Here is a 611-nt window from a genome sequence, read left to right as displayed (position 1 = left end):
GAGCAAAGAAATCCCCCTCGCGGTCGTTGACAACGGTGATCATGCGGGCAGTAGCCAGAACATCGCGGCCTTGCTCGGCCGTCGTCACCCAGCGCGCCGACTCCTTGTCGGCCAAGGTGCGCTTCTCGTGAGCGATCTTGGCCTTGCGCTTGCGCGTCCACACCTCACCGCCGCTGAGCCCGAGACAGACCCCGCTGTCCGCATCGACCGCTATCATGGCATGCAGCAGCACGCCGCGAGCATTACCTTTGCCGACTTTGCCCAAGCCGCGCCGATGTCCCGGACGGGTGTGGAACTTAATCTCGCTGGTATCCTGGATTGACAGCACATGACGCCCGCTGACCGCGATCGACGTCTGCAGGCTCCAGCCTTCAATCAGCTTGTCGGTCGTGACCTGTGGATTGTTAACAAACCGCCAGAACGCCATGTTCGCAGCCCAGTCGCCCTGCGCCATCTGGTGCAAACAGACGCTGCGCGTGCAGAGCATAGCCCGGAGAAGCGCCGCCCCCTTTTATCGAGGCGAACGTCTCCAAACTTCCCCAGGGACAAATCCGGTTTCTGCTGCATCTCTGGCGCTCCTTCGAATCAAAGCGCCAGACAGGGAATCATAC

The 611-nt window shown here is 61.2% G+C and carries 1 pseudogene; it reads right to left on the bottom strand.

Going from position 1 to position 611, the window contains the following annotated elements:
* Nucleotides 1-454, bottom strand: a pseudogene (locus QSV46_RS39130) (transposase); the annotation flags it as partial.
* Nucleotides 455-611 lie beyond the last annotated feature (157 nt).

The organism is Bradyrhizobium cosmicum (assembly GCF_032290525.1).
Classification (GTDB): Bacteria; Pseudomonadota; Alphaproteobacteria; order Rhizobiales; family Xanthobacteraceae; genus Bradyrhizobium; species Bradyrhizobium cosmicum_A.
This window is presented reverse-complemented; position numbering and strand designations above follow the sequence as displayed.